The sequence below is a fragment of the Castellaniella denitrificans genome (assembly GCF_027214045.1).
GTDB classification, from domain to species: Bacteria; Pseudomonadota; Gammaproteobacteria; order Burkholderiales; family Burkholderiaceae_B; genus Castellaniella; species Castellaniella denitrificans_A.
In genome coordinates this window covers 144,216-158,273 of record NZ_JAPWHE010000001.1, presented here as the reverse complement: position 1 = coordinate 158,273, position 14,058 = coordinate 144,216, and the positions used below count along the sequence as shown (strand labels likewise).

15 protein-coding genes are annotated in these 14,058 nt (G+C 61.8%); all 15 read right to left on the bottom strand.

Annotation, left to right across the window (positions count from 1 at the left end):
- Positions 1-32: 32 nt before the first annotated feature.
- The 15 genes from O4H32_RS00840 to O4H32_RS00770 all read right to left on the bottom strand — a co-directional run bounded on the left by O4H32_RS00840 (position 33) and on the right by O4H32_RS00770 (position 14,058).
- Complete coding sequence (locus O4H32_RS00840; RefSeq protein ID WP_269355818.1) at positions 33-431, bottom strand: hypothetical protein; 399 nt, start codon at positions 429-431, stop codon at positions 33-35.
- 22 nt (positions 432-453) lie between these two features.
- Positions 454-1,920, bottom strand: coding sequence for an inverse autotransporter beta domain-containing protein (locus O4H32_RS00835; RefSeq protein WP_269355817.1), 1,467 nt, complete (start codon positions 1,918-1,920; stop codon positions 454-456).
- Positions 1,921-1,940: 20 nt separating this feature from the next.
- Positions 1,941-2,387, bottom strand: coding sequence for a hypothetical protein (locus O4H32_RS00830; RefSeq protein WP_269355815.1), 447 nt, complete (start codon positions 2,385-2,387; stop codon positions 1,941-1,943).
- An 810-nt stretch (positions 2,388-3,197) separates the two neighbouring features.
- Positions 3,198-4,109 (bottom strand): TrfA, encoded by a 912-nt coding sequence (locus O4H32_RS00825; RefSeq protein ID WP_269355813.1) that lies wholly within the window; start codon positions 4,107-4,109, stop codon positions 3,198-3,200.
- 127 nt (positions 4,110-4,236) lie between these two features.
- Positions 4,237-5,184: a P-type DNA transfer ATPase VirB11 gene (virB11, locus tag O4H32_RS00820; protein ID WP_269355811.1), complete on the bottom strand. Its 948-nt coding sequence runs from the start codon at positions 5,182-5,184 to the stop codon at positions 4,237-4,239.
- A 49-nt stretch (positions 5,185-5,233) separates the two neighbouring features.
- Positions 5,234-6,346: a type IV secretion system protein VirB10 gene (gene virB10, locus O4H32_RS00815; protein WP_269355809.1), complete on the bottom strand. Its 1,113-nt coding sequence runs from the start codon at positions 6,344-6,346 to the stop codon at positions 5,234-5,236.
- Complete coding sequence (locus O4H32_RS00810; protein WP_269355807.1) at positions 6,343-7,536, bottom strand: TrbG/VirB9 family P-type conjugative transfer protein; 1,194 nt, start codon at positions 7,534-7,536, stop codon at positions 6,343-6,345. The genes virB10 and O4H32_RS00810 overlap by 4 nt, the downstream gene beginning before the upstream one ends.
- A gap of 14 nt (positions 7,537-7,550) precedes the next feature.
- Positions 7,551-8,237: a VirB8 family type IV secretion system protein gene (locus O4H32_RS00805; protein ID WP_269355805.1), complete on the bottom strand. Its 687-nt coding sequence runs from the start codon at positions 8,235-8,237 to the stop codon at positions 7,551-7,553.
- A gap of 3 nt (positions 8,238-8,240) precedes the next feature.
- Entirely contained in the window at positions 8,241-8,378 is a 138-nt protein-coding gene (locus tag O4H32_RS00800; RefSeq protein ID WP_269355803.1) for a putative periplasmic lipoprotein, read from the bottom strand.
- A 51-nt stretch (positions 8,379-8,429) separates the two neighbouring features.
- Positions 8,430-9,431, bottom strand: coding sequence for a TrbL/VirB6 family protein (locus tag O4H32_RS00795; protein ID WP_269355801.1), 1,002 nt, complete (start codon positions 9,429-9,431; stop codon positions 8,430-8,432).
- Positions 9,432-9,440: 9 nt separating this feature from the next.
- The gene (locus O4H32_RS00790; protein ID WP_269355800.1) at positions 9,441-10,127 is read right to left on the bottom strand and encodes a TrbJ/VirB5 family protein; all 687 of its coding nucleotides are present in this window, start codon (positions 10,125-10,127) and stop codon (positions 9,441-9,443) included.
- A gap of 77 nt (positions 10,128-10,204) precedes the next feature.
- Positions 10,205-10,591: a hypothetical protein gene (locus tag O4H32_RS00785; RefSeq protein WP_269355798.1), complete on the bottom strand. Its 387-nt coding sequence runs from the start codon at positions 10,589-10,591 to the stop codon at positions 10,205-10,207.
- Between the two features lie 319 nt (positions 10,592-10,910).
- Entirely contained in the window at positions 10,911-11,276 is a 366-nt protein-coding gene (locus tag O4H32_RS00780; RefSeq protein WP_269355796.1) for a hypothetical protein, read from the bottom strand.
- An 8-nt stretch (positions 11,277-11,284) separates the two neighbouring features.
- Positions 11,285-13,720: a VirB4 family type IV secretion/conjugal transfer ATPase gene (locus O4H32_RS00775; RefSeq protein ID WP_269355795.1), complete on the bottom strand. Its 2,436-nt coding sequence runs from the start codon at positions 13,718-13,720 to the stop codon at positions 11,285-11,287.
- Positions 13,717-14,058, bottom strand: coding sequence for a VirB3 family type IV secretion system protein (locus O4H32_RS00770; RefSeq protein ID WP_269355794.1), 342 nt, complete (start codon positions 14,056-14,058; stop codon positions 13,717-13,719). Before O4H32_RS00770 ends, O4H32_RS00775 begins: the two co-directional genes overlap by 4 nt.

Genomic DNA, 14,058 nt, shown 5'->3' with positions numbered 1-14,058 from the left:
ATGCGGCCCCTGGTGAGTCGTTGATGCGGTTGCTATTTGCCTTTGCGTAAGGCCTGCCCCTCCCGCCGCAGCGCCTCCAGATCGACATGCATGTTCCGGATATTGCGCAGATCACCAGGCGTTTCGATGCGCTGGGTTTTATGCGGAGTTTCTCTATCGGGGGCTGGTGGTGCTGGGTTCGCCGGCGCCGGGACAGGCATGGCTCCCCGCTTTCTCTTGCGCCAGCGGTATAGCGTCTTGGTCAGGGTGTCGGGCTGCACATCCAGCCCTGCCGCGCTCAGGTCGGAGAGAATTGCCGCCATCGGCAAGCCAGAGGCGGCGAGTTCTTCGAGTTGGGGGAAGATGGCACGCAGTCGCGCTGCGAGGCTGATCCGAGGGTCCAGTTCAGCCAGCACAGCCCGAAACCGCGCGACTGAACGGGATTCGGTCATAGTGGTTCTCGTTTGCTGGTCATCAGGAGCATGTCCACGTCACGGTGCCATGCTGCCCTTGGTCACTGCCGCCATCAACAGAAGCCCAAAACTCAAAGGTCTTGTTGACGCATCCGGGCGCAGGGACAGGCAAGCTGGAGAGGCCAGCACCATCAGTGGGCAGAGTCGCAATGAAAGCCCATGGGGAAACCGGGGTACCGAATTTGTCCAGTTCCCTCACCCGCCAGGTCACTTGAGCCATGGCGGGTGCTGGATTGCCCTCACTGTCCACGACGACTGCTTCGGCGTCAAAGGCGCTATCAGGCCCCATGGGGGGCAGGATTAGCGATGCAACGTGGTAGGTGATTTGAATCGGCCCAGCAATCTCGGTCTCATCTTTCTGGTATTCCAGAACGATTTCATTATTGCGGTCCACCAGGTCATGGCGCATGTTGTCGAGTTTGCGCGAAGGGGCGACTCTGGTCGGATCAAATTGTTTGGCTAGCGGCACCCCGATTTGGAACTTGAAGTTCAGCGTGGCATTGGTGCTTCGCATACCGGCTTCGCCCATCTTGTGATCGACGCCCAGGGTCACGGCCGGGACTGGCGAGTATGTCAAACCGACAGTCCATGCTTTCGGGTCGCTCTGGCGGTTTTGCGCGCCAAACAGACCGACCTCATCTCCGAAATACTGTTCGTACATCAGCTTGCCACCCAGGTGGGGGTACATCGGCAGATAGCCCTCAGCACGGATGTCAAAGCCCGTGGCAGGGCGCTCGAAGTAGCGGGCGAGGTCGGGCGACTTTTTCCAGTCTGAGATGGGAAAGTAGCCATTGGCCGCCACCTTGAAGTTGTCCATCCAGTATTCCGCGCCGAGGCCCAGGCGCTGATGCCCAACAGTCAGATCCTGGTCATAGAACGCGTTCATGCCGAGCATGTAGGGACTCTGTGCGTCAAAGAAACGGCGATACCCCAAGCCGGCATTGATTGTGGTGCGAAACGAGCCCGTGTACTGCGTTGAATGCCGTACACCGAGTTGCGTGAACGCCAGATTCTTGCCGTCTTCATGGATCGGAAACAGCATGTCCAGAGCGCCGCTGATATCGCCGCCCTGGCCTATCTGGCCGACCGACAGCCGCGCAGTGCCAAACTGTGACAGCCAGTCCTGTGCGACGTTCTGCGCCATGCCATGGGCCTGGCTTGCGAGGGAATCACTGGTCGCGCCGGATTGCCCGTGCCGCGACTGATCTGGCAAGGACACCTCTTTGCGGTCCTGTGTCTGGGCTTGATCCGGTATGACGGTCATGTTGGGAGGCAGGGCGGGCTGGCCGACCCCCTGCGCCTGTGAGGCGCTGGGGGTGATCTGCCAGGGTTGTGTGCTAGTGGAGGCCGGTGGCGGCATGTTCGTGGATGCGCAGCCCGCTAGCATGGAGAGCGCAACCATGCTGCAGGTGATGGTGCGAGTGATTCTGTTGAGCATGTTGAGAGAGACCTTTTTCTTTACGTTCATGGCTGGTGGGGTACAGCGAATTAGCGACCTGGAGAGGCCCGGCGGGAGTCCAGCCAAGCGTGGGCGGTGGCCACCGCTTCGCTGTAGGACAGATCGCCCAGGCCTCGACCAGGAGAGCCGCTCTGGGCTGGGAATACGCCACCTCCCACTTCCTGGCCTGCCTCCAGCAGGCGTAGCTGGTAGCCACCGCCCATGTCCTCGGAGCGCGGCAGAATTTCGTAGGAGAAACGGGAGTCCTGGGTAGCCAGTTCCTGCTTCCAGATCCGGGCGATTTCGGGGATGAGCTCGGCCCATTGGGGACCGATCCGATCCAGTGCTTCGGGGATCGTGAATTTCATGTCGATCAGCCAGTCAGGCCGGTCGAGTACGAGAGCGGCAATCAAGGCTTCGGCAGTGGACAGACCAGTGCAGTCGCTCTGTGCAGCCTGGCGGATCTTGCTGAGGATGTTGCTCATGGCAGGGGTCATGGTTGGTTCCTTTGGGCATGACGCAGCAGCCGTTGGTGATAGACGGCTACGACGGGAAGGGGCGAATAGGGTGATGCGGCAGCTTGGGCTTGGCGCCGAGCCTGGGTCGGCAGGCAGCGCTTTTCCAACTGCAGACCGACGACACTCGGTTAGCGTGTCGGGGTTGCGGGGAGGGGGCCGTGCCCGGACGGGCACGGGAGGGGCGCTAGCGCCCTCCGGGGGGCGAGGCGGCGGGCCGAAGGCCCGGACGGGGGGCGGCAGCCCCGCCGCCTGTGGGATGAGGTGATGTCGCTGGACGCGGTTCGCGTCGGAGCGGCTGTCCGTTGCCAGGGGTGCGTTCATCCCCGCGCCGGTAGGCGTGGGGACTGATGCTGAAAGGTTCGTGGATGGACCGAGGTGCGGTTAGTGCCCTGGTCTGTGTCCGTGGTCCAGGGGGGGCTACCTTTTCCCCGCGCCGTCAGGCGTGGGGGACTCTTGTTCTACCTTCGGGGCATCGGCATATCATCGCGCCCCGCTTGTTTGTATCTAATCTGTAACTTTCCGGCGATGGGCGTCCGTGTTATCCACAGGCCCTGTCTGGTAGAAATAAGGTAGTAATAAGGTAGAGCGACACTCGACCCCTGGAAAACCGCATGAATAAAGGCTTTTCGTGAGAGGTGGCGGAATGATATGACGATAAAGCGGAATGATATGACGACAAAGCGGAATGATATGACGATGCGGGCGGAATGATATGACGATGCTCAATCGTCGTTATCCACAGGCTGTTTTTTCGCTCAAGAGCGATGATATGACGATGCCAGGGGGTCACTACAGGCGCGTCCAGGAGGCCATTTCCTGGCCCCTGGCCCCCGTCTCGATACATGGACGGGCGATGATTCCGCAGGCTTCCAGTTCGGCCAGACTGCGTTCCAGGTTGCCCCGGAATTTGCGCATCGGGCTTGTGTACTGCGCCCGGTCCTTGAGGGTTTCCAGGGTGTATTTCTGGCGCTCATCGGACGATGTGCCGATGAGCCGCTGCAGGCTCTTGGACAGGTCATGGCGCAGGTTCAGGCGCTTGGCCCAGTCAAGTAGTGCGAACTCACGGTTGCCGAAAATCTGCGCCCAGCGTGGGTCCGCATACAGGGTGTACAGGCCCGTGGATTCCTGGTAATCGAAGCCGCCGATCATCGCCAGCAGCCGGCAGGATCGAGCCTGGCCGTAGCTGTATTTCACGGAGCCATCCCGTCGGCGGGCCTCGATGCAGATGGTGAAGCGTGAGAGGTCTTTCATGCCATCGTGCAACCAATCGTATGCGCTGCCGCCTGTCGGGCGGCCCATGCCGCGCAGGAAGTCGGCGCGGTTGATGACCGGGGCTTCGCCCACCAGGACCGTGGTCTGCAGATACATGGCGTGCATCCAGATGTCCGAATGGTCTTCGGACAGTTGCTTTCCGGAGCCCTTGAGCAGAATGTTCGGGCCTTCGAGAAACACAGTGTCGTCGTGAATCTGTCTGCATCCTTTGCGAACAGGCGCAAAAATCGCGCTTCTGGCGATGTAGTTGGGAATGGCGCGGACGGACTCATTCAGGCCGGGCAGGAGCATTTTGACCGGCGTGGTGGCCTGTTTTTCGGCGGCCGCCGCCACGGCTTCATCGGCTTTTTCCTTGGCTCGTTGCATGGCCGCTGACAGGCGCTGGGTGGCGGGGGTTTCGTGAAACGGCAGGCAGAAATTTGTTGACATGGGGCAAGGCTCCGGGCGCGAAGGCTCGCCCAGGGTGCGCAAGCCTCGCACCATCCAGGAAAGGGAAGCGCCGCGCCAGGAAGATTCCTGGGCGGCTGGTGGGGCTGCGCGGACGGCAGCAGACGAATCAGTGCAAGGTGCGCCGGCGCGGCTCGTACCAGAGTTCGGTGAGGCGGAACCGCTCGAAATACAGCACGATGTCCACGGTCTGGCGCAGGAACGCCTGGATCGTCGCCAGGTCCAGCTGGCCGCCCGTGGGCGATTGTTTGACCAGGACCGCCAGCCGGTCGAACGTGTCGGCTGCGCTGTTGGCGTGAGTCGTGGTGATCGAGCCCGGATGGCCGGTGTTCAGCGCCGCAAGGTAATCCCACGTCTCCGGGCCGCGCAGTTCGGCCAGAAAGATCCGGTCAGGTGAGAGCCGCATGCAGGCGGCAAGGCAGTCCGTGGCCGACACTCGGCCCCGTGTCCCCCCGTACATCAGGTGGACGCGGTTGCGGTGACGAGGAAGCGCCAGTTCGTGTACGTCCTCAATGGTGATCAGCCGTTCATCGACCGGCACCCGCTCGATGAGCGACCTGGCGAAGGTGGTCTTGCCAGAGCCCGTGGCGCCAGCGATGACCAGGTTCTTGCGGGCCTGGATGGCCTCGTGCAGGAAGCCGGGGATGTCGCCTGCCGCCTGCAGCGCCGACAAACGCTGATCGACCGGTGATAGGCCACCAGCGGCAAACTCGGCGGCGGAATCCCGCACCGACGCAAATGCGCCCTGTGCGGTCAATTCCTCCAGAGTCATGACCGTTTGGGCGTGCTTGCGGATGTTGATCGCGGCCGTGCCGTCGATGCACGCAGGCGGGCTGACCAGCTGGCCACGCTCGCCATTGGGCAGAATCACCGACATGATCGGTGCAGGCGCCATGCTGTTGTAGGCGGCCAGGCCGTTGGCCAGGGCGGCCAGGTGGCTGGCCGAGAGGTCCGGGCATTCATGAAAGTGCCAGGCGCCTCTTTCACGTGTGAACAGTTCGCCAGGCCGGACTATCGCCAGTTCCGTAACAGCAGGGTCGTCCAGGTACTGGTTCACCGGCCGTAAGAACGTTTTGACCGCGATAGCGCGGTCAAAGGGTAGCGGCTCAGTAGACGGGTTTGAGGTCATAGACTTGGCTGAAATCCAGATCGCGGGCGACCATGATGCCGATGCGTTCGCCCTGGTTTTTGTAGAGGGTCGGCGGGATGTCCAGGGACTTTTCGAGGATCTTCGAAATGACCTCCTGGCCACCTTCACGGGTGCCGTCGAAGCGGATGTTGTTGCTGCCTGATTGCCCCTGATTGGCCGCCCAGTTCCCCAGGTCGCCAACCAGCGACAGCAAAATGGCATTGCCGAATCGGTCCCAGAAATGGTTGTCCACGAAACCGCCCAGGCCAGCCTCACCCAATGGCCCAGTGCCAGGGGACCCCAAGTTGAGGATGACACCGGTGGGGGTCTCCAGCCGGTTCCATGTCACAAAAGCACGGGCCTGGCCCTGCACGATGCCGCCAGATTGATAGCCCGTGAACTTGGTGCCAGCGTCGATCAGTTTCACCTTGCCGTTGGCGCTCATCACATCGTGGGTGGCCAGGCAGGTCAGCAGGCCAGCCTGGGTGCTGATCAGTTTGGTTTGCAGGGTGCAGTCGATCATCGTGCCTTGCGTGAGCAGCATGTTCATGTTGCCAAGCTGGCCGGCAACCGATGGGGCCAGTTCCAGCGGCCGCAGCTTGTCAGCCAGAGGCCCAGCGTCAACACGCGGCCCAGTCGGCCCTGTAGTGGATCCTGCCGCGTTCGGTGTCTGAGCCTGACCCTCACCCTGCAGGGGGCTGGCCAGGCGCCGCAGCGCGACCTTGTCGATCATTGGGGCCGGTGGCGCGACCGGCGTAACGTGTACCGGCGGTGGGGGAGGCGGTGCAGCAGGCGCAGCGACCGCCGGTGGCGGTGGTGCCGGGCGCGGCACAGCAGGGGTTTTCAGCAGATTGCTGATGCCACTTTGTTCCGACTCCAGAGCCGCACTGTCGGTCGCCTCTTTGTCTGTGCTGCTGGACCATGAGCGCCAGAGGACGCCTGCCACGACCGCTGTGGCGACCATGACAGCGAGGATGAAGATGGCGCGAGCGCCACGCGGTGCAGTGCGCTGCACGTCGTCCAGTGCTGCGCCGCCACGGTCCAGGTCTTCTGTGCCGAGCGGCGGCGTTTGATGCGTCGAATCAGTCATTTTTGTCCATCCCGTTTGCTGATCGTCAGGTTTGCAGTGCCCTGGCGCAGTTGCCATCTGCTACCTGTGCCGGTCACAGAAATCGTGTGATCAGGGTGTAAGGTTGTCGATGCGAGTTTTGCTTGACCGTCATCGCCCACGGCGTAGACGGTGGGCACGGCACCGGAAAACTGCATCCAAGTCTTGCCGTCCTGTTCCCACATCCGCGAGGGCATCAGCGACAGATCCCCCGTCGCATCGGCCTCAACAGGCTGCAGAATCGGGGCAGGCTCCAACGGCGCGGGTTGCGCCACAGGTTGAGCTACGGCAGAAGGCGCGACCGATGCTGGTGCGGGCTTCAGATCGACCGGATTGGCGGTCGGGAGAGACTGGTCGGCTACTCCCTTGACGATGCGGCGGACCTCCGGAGAGGCCGTGCCGGTATGAGTGGGCGGGGCCACTTGCCCGTATGCGTCGTTGTAAATGGCCAGCACCTGGTCGCCCAGGCGCAGGTGCCACAGCGCCGAGGTGCGATGCAAGACCATCGTCCGACTGTCAGCCATGTGGTAGTTCGTGATCACTTCCTGACCGTCGGGCGTGACGCGGTATACGGCGGGGATGTCGCCTTCGACCGGAAACTGCAGCCAGGTCTGGCGACCGTCATCCCAGGCATGGACCGGCGCGAGCGTAACGTCGCCGCTGCGCGTATATGCCTTCCAGTTCATGGGTGTGCCGACTTGGCGCAAGGCGTATTCCACAGCCTGTCGCTTCGCTTTGGCCGCCTCCTGGCGGATCTCCGATTCAGGGTAGCGGATGACCAGCTTGTACAGCGCCGAAGCATCCCGGTTGTCGTGGTAGGACAGGCGAAACGCGTAATCCCGGCGATCCGTGACGACGATCAGGTTGGTATCAGCGTCTTCAGCGGTTGGCTTGAAAAACAGGTGGTTGTCTTTCTGGGTGAACAGGTATGCCTGGCTATCGCCGAAGACATGGTAGACGTAGCGCTCACCAGGTTCCAGCACGATGTGAGTGGCCACACCGATCACGGCATCGAGCTGGATGACATCGGCCGGGTTGTAATCGACGTATCGCACCCGGCGGTCCGCTTTGGAATAGGTGGGCGCGTCCAGAGCCTGTGCGGCCATCGGTGCGGCCAGCAGCAGCGCCAGTGAAAGGGCGGCCAGTCGGCCGCCCTTGGTGGTTTGCTTCATGGGATGGTTCCTTTTTATCGGGACAGGTCAGCAGCCAGGTCATAGCGCACGACCTGAAATCCCAGCGGATTCAGTCGTGCTACTTCTTCCGTCAGCGGCACATTGATGTACTCGTAGGCCATCGTGGCGATCAGGTGGCGCGTTTTCAGGGCGTTACCCGTGGTGGTGTCGCGCTCGATGGTCGAAAAGCGCACCACGGCGGCCTGGTTGGCTCCCAGCGTGATGGAATGCACCTTCACGTCGATGGCCCCGAGCGTGCCCAGACGTTTGGTCGGATCGTCCGTGCCCTCGAATCGCTTGCCGTACGCGGTCTGGATAGAAGGCGAGGACAGCAGGGCGCAGGTATCGAACTGTTCCTGAATGGTCTGCCAGCTGTAGCCTTCGCAGTTCAGCACGTAGGTGTTGAGAAAATACTTGGCGATGCGCTGACCGTAATCCTCCATGGGCTGGCCCAGGGTGCTGACGTGTTCGATGGCGCCTGTGGCGTTATCGACGCGCACGACGTACATTTCCGGCGGCTGCTTCAGGGGCGTCAACCCCATGACGGCTCCGACCGAACCCAGGGCGAGGATGCCGGCGGCAAGGGTTACACGCCAAGCGCGTCGGCGGCTGGCGACCAATTCGCCCAGATAGTCGCGTTCCAGCCCTCTGGATTCCTCCAGGTGCCGGGCCAGGTCCTGCATTTTGATCTGTTTGGACACGTGTCAGACTCCTTCAATAAGCGGGGCCGTGGCGTTGACTGGAACACGGGGGCCGTCAGCCGGTTGCGGGGGTTGTGGCGCGTGAAACGCGCAACCCGAGAGCACCCCGGCCAGCGCCAGGGCGGCGATGATTTTTTTCATGGAAAAGACTCCTGCCCGCCGCCTAGGGCGGGCGTGTGCATAGAGGAAGGACTACTTTTTTGCGGAAGACGCTGCAGCGCGCGCTGCGCCCCGTGCGCCACCCGCGCCGGGGATCATCCGCATCATTGACTTGATGCGCAGGCCCGACATGGCACCGCTTGCAGCGGAGCCGACGCCGAAATGCGCCCCAAAGCCGCCCGACAGACTGCTGGCCAGGCTTGGCAACATGATCATGATGACGATGCTTGCCAGACCCATCAACGTGGATGCCGCTAGCAGTGTGAAGACATCGACTGCGCCCGCATTGACATCGGTAGCAACCATCTGCATCAGGCCCAGATTCATCTGCAGAAGGAACCCGAGGACCAGGCCTAGAAGCATCGCAAGGAACACAAAATTGAAGGCTGCGGACACCCAGCTGTTGAACATCTGCTTTGTGGGCTCAAAGAGCAGGAAGGCGATAAAGATCGGTGCGGCCGCTACGACCAACGCCATGCCGACCTGACAGACCATCATGAGGACCACCATGATGCCGCCGACAATTGCGATATCGACCTTCATGGCCACAGCGATGATGCTGACCAGCACTTCCCGGCCACTGGGTAGGAACTGGAACCAGGACGAATCGCCCGAATTGGTCATTGCATTGGCCGCTTTGGAGGCTTCAGCTTGCAGCTTATCGACCTCTTTGCCGATGTCTTTGGTGCCGCTGGTCAGGGTCGCCACGTCATCGGGCAGCGACAGCATGGTATCGGCAATGTTTGTCTGGAATGCCCCGGCACTGCCGAAGAATGCGCCGATGATGACGACCATAATGGCTTTCTTGAAGAACTCCGTCACGCTCATCGTGCCGTGGCCGCTGGCCAGCATGTAGGCATATGCCAAGAATTGAATCGTCAGGCCCACGATGATGACGGGCGATAGCGCGTCCCATAATTTTTCCATGGGGCCGTTCACTGCGTTGTTCAGGACATTGCCCGTTTGCGTCAGAATCCAGTCCCCGATGGTGGCGGCGTCAGTCGGTTGAGTGATGGTTGTGTCAAATCCGGCCATGGCACGACCTCACTCGCCCGAGGCGGGCTTGTCGCCAAACCAGCCGCCATAGACCCGCTTGGCGCGGGCCTGTAGCAGATTGCGTTCAGCTTGCAGCTGCTGCTGCGCGAGTTGGATGCGGGTCTGTTCCGCGCTGATGTTCGCCTGTTCAATCGCAATGCGGGCCTGCAGTTCTGCAATCTCCTTGGGGTTTGTGGTCTGGTTGATCTTGTCTTGCAGTGCGTCGATATTGGCCAGGCGCTGAGTCATGGAGTCATAGGCCCGTTGGCTCATGGCCTTGGATGTGGCTTCGATGTTCAGAGCATCCTGCGAGAGCTGCGCCCGGTCGCTGGCGAAATCGACCGGCGCCAGGACTTTATCCTGCGCGGCTTTGACATCGGTATTCAGACTGGATGAGCCTGAGCGGTCAAGCAGGTCGTCGGATTGCGACGGCAGCGCCTGGCGGAACCGGTCGCGCTGTGTCGGATCGCCGACCACGTTGCCAAAGCCGCTCGATTGCGTCATTGCCTTCAGCTGGGACTTCGCGTTTTCCAGTTGGCTTTGCAACGTACTGAGTTGCTTCACAGCGTTTTCATACTGCTGCTGCAACTGGGCGATGGTAGCGGCATCCACGGTCGGGATGCCACTGGCATGGGCGGCGCCTAGGGTACTGACGAGCAGCACCAGGCCCGCTAAGTTCTGTGACCAGCGATTCATTGAGTTGACTCCGGGGAAGGTGGTGCCCGGACGGGCACCACAGAAAGATGCAGCTGGTAGCCGCGGGGATGGAGGAGCTACTTGGTCGCCAAAGCAGCCTGGTACTGCGATTCAGTGATGCGTGTGGCGCGAAGCTGGTCCGAGACCAATTGATCAGCGTCTTCGTCGTAAGCCACGTTGAGCGTCTGAGCCACGATCAGCATGTTGGCCGAATCGCTGATGACGGCGGGCGCCGTGCGGGACTTGTAGCCTCCTCCAAACAGGGCGTCAAAGCCTGTCAGAGTAAACAGAAAGCCCGATTCGCCGTTGCGGGCGATGTGGATCAGATCCGGAGGGCGTTTGCCTTGGGCCTGACCTTGCCAGTAGCCCACGAATTTTTCCCCGGGCGGTGAGTCGGTTTTACACCCGGTGAGGATTGCCAGCGCGGCGGCGCCGACGGCGGCAATGAAGTGTCGTCGTTTCATTTGAGGTAGTTGTTGTGAATGGTGGGGATGGAGACGAGATCGCTGGCCAGGCTGCAGGCGCTGGTGGCCTCCCGTTGCTTCGCGCCCCTGGCAGGGCTTGGCCAGTGGGGCGCTGCCCCTCTGGACTTCCCCGCGTTCGCCACGTGGCAGACGGGCAGGGGTGAAAGCATCCCCTGCCCGCCGGCCGCAAGCGTCGGGTTGATCAGTCAGCGTCAAGGGTGCAGGCTTACGCCCCCAGTCCTCACCCGGTCCCTTCGCCTGACGGCTACGGGCTGCGGCTTGCGGGCTGGCCCTTGACCCTGTCTGCTCATGAAGCAGATCAGAAATCCAGTTCCGGGCCGTCGTTTTCACGGATGGCCTGGGGCTGGTCCAGTTGCGGCGTATCGGGTGCATGACTCGGGTCAGACAGGCCCAGACGCTGGTAGAAATCGTCCTGTTGGAGGTCCGTCTGGTGGCTGATCTGGTCCACCTTGTGCTGGAGGTGATCGCCGACGCCTCGCAGCGCCTTGTTGAGCGGGTCTTGGGCAGTCGCCAGCACGCCAGCGGCGGATGCGGCCAGGGTGGATTCATGCTGTTCGCGGCCCAGGTCTTCATGCTCACGATCCAGGCGGTCTTGTCGAGCCTGTTGATCGTTCTTGCCTGCTTCTGCTGCCTTGTCGGGGCCAGTATTTTTGAAGTTCGCCATGGATTCTCCTATGGTTGTTGCCGCGCTTGTTTCACGGCGGCGAGATAGACAGGTAGCCAGGCTGCGGGATCCTGGCCAGCTTGCGCGACCGCTTGTTCAGCGATTTCGGCCATGTCCGGGGATCCGGAAAAGACCAGCAGTTCGTCTTCGCAGCCCGACAAGTCCAACTGCGCCACGGTGACGCTGGATCCCTGTTTGATCAGGAATTTGCGGCTGGCTTCACCCAGGCTTTTGAGCAGTTCGAATTCCGCCAGCGTCAGCCCGAAACCCTGGATGTAGTCTTCGGCGCGGGCCTTGGGATTCGGCAGCAAGATAAGCGTGGCGGTTTGCTGCACCAGGGACGGGCCGACCGGATTGGATGTGATCGCTCCCGGCTCCTGTGTTGCGAAGGCCAGGACGCCATTTTTTTTCCGAATGGTCCTGGCTGCGTCTTGCATGTCATCCTGAAAGTGTTGATCTTTCAGGGGGTGCTGACATTCGTCGTAGAGATTGATGATGCGCCGACCATCGTGCAGGGCATCGACCCGGTGTTTCAGGTACATCGTCGCGGCGCCGCGCACCTCGTCGTCGTCCAGCAGTTCGGTCAAGTCAAAGCCGAAAATGGCCGGACCGCTTGCACCAGCGTCCAAATCGAGCCGGTCGCTGGCATTGTCGAACACCCATCCATATTCCCCGCCACGGCACCAGGGCGCCAGCCTAGAGTGGATGGTGCTGGCCCGCTCGTCGTCGCTGTACGGATTGGGCAGCAGCGTGTTCAATGTGGACAAGGTCCGGCTGTCGCGGTCGATCAGCGTGGTCAGTTGCTGCACGGCTTGCGTGATGTCGGCGCGCTGGCGTGTCGTGACCGGCTCGCCCCGGCGTTCTGCAAGGAACACGACCAGGCGCGTCATGAAAGCCACGTTCCCCTTCGTAGGCTCCATCTGGAATGGTGCCCAGCCGGTGGATTCGCCCAGGCGGATATTGAAGTAGCGTCCGCCCAGGGCCATGATCAGCACCTGCATGCCCTGGTCCTTGTCCCAGACCACGCAAGTCGCGCCAAACTTCTGGGCTTGCGTGACCAGCATCCCCTGCAGCACGGTTTTGCCGGTGCCGGTCATGCCGATGATCATGGTGTTGCCCGGCCGCCGTTTGCCCGTCTCATCCACGTCTTCGGTCGATGCATGGAAGTTGAAGAAGAACGGGGATCCGGTCTGGGTCTTCAGCATCGTGACGGCCGGCCCCCAGGGGTTGCCCGCCGGCTTGCCGGTCAGTTGGTTGTGCAGGCTGGAAAAGCACAGGAAGTTGAACGACGTGACCGGCACGGGGCGCGGTCGCCAGTGCCAGTTGCCTGGCAATTGCGCCCAGAACGCGGCCTCGAGGGCGCGGGCCATGGGCCGGAACCCGATTGCGTCTTCGGCCATGGCGGCCGATACATTGGCAAGTGCCTGGCGCACGGCGGCAGGGTCAGGACCGTAGACCAGCAGCGTGGCGTGATGGTCGCCCAACCCCAGGCGAGCCGATGTCAGGTCGTCCATCGCGTCGGCCAATTGATTGACTTGGCTTTGCGAATCGTCTCCGGAGTCGATCAGCAGCTTGTGCTGTTTCTTGACCATCTTCTTTGCCGCTGCCCCCGTGTGGCTTCCCCATGATTGTGTGAGCACGAATTCGTGAGGCAGACCCAGCAGGCGATCCAGGTGCCCAGGCTTGGAGTTTTCCGGGTAGTCGCGCAGTTCCAGCATGCCGAAGATCCTGGATCCTTCGACGGTGCGCAGTTCGCCCAGTTCACCCGCACGGGCAAAGATGGGGCGCGCATCGGGCAGGGTGTCGCGGATGCGGTCCTGTGCCACAGGCACCGGCCGATGCCGGCCAGACAGCAGGAATCCCAGGAATTCGGCCGTCTCGCTGAACGCCAAGCCATTGCGATCCACGATGCCGAGGATTTCCGGGTCGTAGCGCACAAGACCTGCCTTGAGGGTGCGGCAGACCTCTTGCAGGCGGTCGATGGATTCTTTTTGCCACAGCGCCAGACGGGCGCGATCCGCCCGTTCCAGGCTGGCGAAGGTGCCTAGCACGGGATCAGCGACCGGGTGAATCAGGACGGTCAGGTACAGATCGTTGACCATCAGACCGGCGGCGTCGAATGTGCGCCGGTATGCACGGTCGAACTGCGCGGCGAAGGGTTGCGTAAACGTGCTGTCGGGGTATTCGGTCACGCGGCGCCGCACGATGTGGGAATACAGGCCCAGCTGGCCGAAAGGCAGGCCGCGCAGCACATTGTGCAGCGCCTCGATCCACTCTTTCAAATCGGCGGCGCTATGGGCGTCAGGTGCACGGCCAGACACTTTAATGACGGTCAGATACTCGTGGTTGTCGCAGGCCACGATCTGATCGGTCACATGGTGAGAGTAGGGCAGGTAGCGCGAAACCAGCCGTTCATCGACGGCCAGCGAGGCGGCAGAGGTCATTGTGATTTCCTTTCGATGAGGCGGACCCAGGGCCGCCGGGTGTCGTAGCCGATAGGCGCGTAGCTAGATCCGGCCCAAAACCGTTTGTTCCGGTTCCTGGCCCGGGTCTTAAATTCCAGCCACAGCACATCGAAGGCCTTGTCATCCTCACGGGTGACGATCTTGATGGTCGGGATCACGATCAACAGCAGGCCCCACCACGCCAGGCCTACAGTCATGGCGATCATGGCCACGACCGAGAATGCGGCGAGCAGCAACGTGGTGGGCACGCCGAGGAACGTCGGTTTGCGTCCCAGGCCTTTGAAGACTGGGTATGTGTTTTCGGGCGTGTTGCTCAT

Bases quoted from the DNA above. Each gene is read 5' to 3' on its own strand.
- O4H32_RS00840 (WP_269355818.1), bottom strand. From the start codon at position 431: ATGACCGAATCCCGTTCAGTCGCGCGGTTTCGGGCTGTGCTGGCTGAA.
- O4H32_RS00830 (WP_269355815.1), bottom strand. From the start codon at position 2,387: ATGACCCCTGCCATGAGCAACATCCTCAGCAAGATCCGCCAGGCTGCA.
- O4H32_RS00785 (WP_269355798.1), bottom strand. From the start codon at position 10,591: ATGAAACGACGACACTTCATTGCCGCCGTCGGCGCCGCCGCGCTGGCA.
- O4H32_RS00775 (WP_269355795.1), bottom strand. From the start codon at position 13,720: ATGACCTCTGCCGCCTCGCTGGCCGTCGATGAACGGCTGGTTTCGCGC.
- O4H32_RS00825 (WP_269355813.1), bottom strand. From the start codon at position 4,109: ATGTCAACAAATTTCTGCCTGCCGTTTCACGAAACCCCCGCCACCCAG.
- O4H32_RS00810 (WP_269355807.1), bottom strand. From the start codon at position 7,536: ATGAAGCAAACCACCAAGGGCGGCCGACTGGCCGCCCTTTCACTGGCG.
- O4H32_RS00790 (WP_269355800.1), bottom strand. From the start codon at position 10,127: ATGAATCGCTGGTCACAGAACTTAGCGGGCCTGGTGCTGCTCGTCAGT.
- virB10 (WP_269355809.1), bottom strand. From the start codon at position 6,346: ATGACTGATTCGACGCATCAAACGCCGCCGCTCGGCACAGAAGACCTG.
- O4H32_RS00770 (WP_269355794.1), bottom strand. From the start codon at position 14,058: ATGAGCAACACGCCCGAAAACACATACCCAGTCTTCAAAGGCCTGGGA.
- O4H32_RS00835 (WP_269355817.1), bottom strand. From the start codon at position 1,920: ATGAACGTAAAGAAAAAGGTCTCTCTCAACATGCTCAACAGAATCACT.
- O4H32_RS00780 (WP_269355796.1), bottom strand. From the start codon at position 11,276: ATGGCGAACTTCAAAAATACTGGCCCCGACAAGGCAGCAGAAGCAGGC.
- O4H32_RS00800 (WP_269355803.1), bottom strand. From the start codon at position 8,378: ATGAAAAAAATCATCGCCGCCCTGGCGCTGGCCGGGGTGCTCTCGGGT.
- O4H32_RS00795 (WP_269355801.1), bottom strand. From the start codon at position 9,431: ATGGCCGGATTTGACACAACCATCACTCAACCGACTGACGCCGCCACC.